The organism is Bifidobacterium sp. (assembly GCF_050874245.1).
In the GTDB taxonomy this organism is placed as follows: domain Bacteria; phylum Actinomycetota; class Actinomycetes; order Actinomycetales; family Bifidobacteriaceae; genus Bifidobacterium.
The window spans coordinates 1-2055 of sequence record NZ_JBNMKH010000159.1 but is presented as its reverse complement, the minus strand read 5'-3'; the positions used below and the strand labels follow the sequence as shown (position 1 = coordinate 2055).

The following is a 2055-nucleotide window of genomic DNA, read 5'->3' as shown; positions in this document are numbered from 1 at the left end:
TCTTCCAACGTCTTGCTCTCGCCGGCCGCCCATTTGCCGTCCAGCATTTCGATGGCCAGCGTGCGGCTTACGGCGTCCTGCAGCAGTTCTCCACCGGTTGCGGATTCAGCCATCCAGATCCCTCCTGATTCGCCCGCGATTCGCGCATTTCCGTTTCTCGACACGCCGACACGTCCGCCATCGACCGATTCCGTCGACGACCGATTCGCCTGGTTCGCGCGACTTGCCGCCGTTTTGTACTACCTACAGCATAGCAAGTCGCATGTTTTTTCGAATTCGTAGTACTTTTTATTTGACTCGTACTACTTTTCGATTTATAGTGATGCCATCACCGATGCGAGGAGGCACCGGAACAACAGGTTCAAGGAGGACGACATGAGCATTCACGTGGTGGTGATGGGTGTCGCTGGATGCGGCAAATCCACTGTGGCGGAAGCCATCCACGAACGTCTCGGATACGTATACGCGGAAGGCGACGACTTCCACCCGCAGGCCAACATCGACAAGATGAGCGCCGGCATTCCACTGACCGACGAGGACCGCTGGCCGTGGCTGAAGGTCATCAACACCTGGATGGTGGCGCGCGATGCGCTGGACGAGAACACCGTGGTCTCCAGCTCCGCGCTGAAACGCAGCTATCGTGAGGTGCTCGCCAAGGACGTGCCCACGTTCTTCATCCACCTGACCGGATCCCAGGAACTCATCCAGCAACGCCTCAACGAGCGCAAGGGGCACTTCATGCCGCCGGCGCTGCTGCCCAGCCAATTCGCCATTCTGGAGCCGCTCCAGCCGGATGAGAACGGCGTGGAGGTCTCCATCGAAGGCAGCGTCGAGGACATGGTGGAACGTGCCATCGCGGCGGTGAACGAATACGCGGCAAAGGTGGCCGCGCAATCGCAGCAAGCCGAGTGAACGGCGCAAGCCGCAACACAGCGCAAAATAATCGCACATAACTAAAAATCGAAAGAGAAATTCAACGAATCAAGGAGGATTCATGAATCTCATCGCAGCGGCGATCATCGGCATCGCCGTCATCGTTCTTCTCATCGCGGCATGCAAGGTGCATCCGTTCCTGTCCCTGCTCGCCGGCTCATTCGTCATGGCCGTGTGCGCGGGCGTGCCGTTCGACAAGGCGTTCGATAGCTTCACTTCCGGCGTCGGCGGCACGATTTCCAACGTGGGCCTGCTTATCGCGTTCGGCTCGATCATCGGCACCATCCTGTTCAAGTCGGGCGGTGCGGACACCATCGTCGACACCATCATGGCCAAGACACCGTTGCAGCGTCTGCCGTGGGCCATGGCACTGATCGCGTTCATCGTGGGCATCCCGATGTTCTTCGAGGTCGGCGTGGTCATCCTCATCCCGGTGGTGCTGTTCGCCGCCCGTCGTTCCAAGTCCCCTGTGGTGCTGCTCGGCATCCCGGCCCTCGCCGGCCTGTCCACGCTGCACGCCTTCGTGCCGCCGCACCCCGGTCCGCTGACCGCCATCGGCGCGCTGAACGCGAACCTCGGCATCACCCTGGCCCTCGGCCTGATCGTGGCCATCCCGACCGTCATCATCTCCGGCCCGCTGTTCGGCAGGCTCGCCGCCGAGTGGGTTCCGATCGCCGCTCCGGAGAACGAGGCTGAGGCCGAAGCTCCGAAGTCCGCGGAGAATCGCCCGTCCTTCGGCACCGCCCTGTCCGTGATCCTGCTGCCGGTCGTGCTGATGCTCGCCGCGTCCATCGTGGATCTGACCGGTCAGAACACCACCGCCTGGGGCCGTGTGATCGCGTTCCTCGGCACCCCGCTCGTGGCACTGCTCATCACCACCGTTTTCGCCATGGTCGCCCTTGGCTACATGCAGAAGTTCTCCCGTGACGCCGTCAACGGCATGGTCGGACAGTCCTTCGGCTCCGTGGCCGGCATCATCCTGATCGTCGCCGCAGGCGGCGGCTTCAAGCAGACGCTGGTCGACTCCGGCATCGGCGACGTGATCGCCAACTCCATCACCGAATCCGCCATGAACCCGCTGATCGCAGGCTGGCTGGTGGCCGTGCTCATCCGTCTCGCCAC

The 2055-nt window shown here is 62.1% G+C and carries 2 protein-coding genes; both read left to right on the top strand.

Features of this window, described 5'->3' with window-relative positions:
- Nucleotides 1–375: 375 nt before the first annotated feature.
- A complete protein-coding gene (locus ACR0P8_RS09475; protein ID WP_432624818.1) occupies nt 376–912 on the top strand; it encodes a gluconokinase in 537 nt (178 codons plus the stop codon).
- A gap of 82 nt (nt 913–994) precedes the next feature.
- Nucleotides 995–2055, top strand: a 1061-nt coding sequence (locus ACR0P8_RS09470; protein ID WP_432624817.1) for a GntP family permease, incomplete at its 3' end; no start/stop codon positions are given.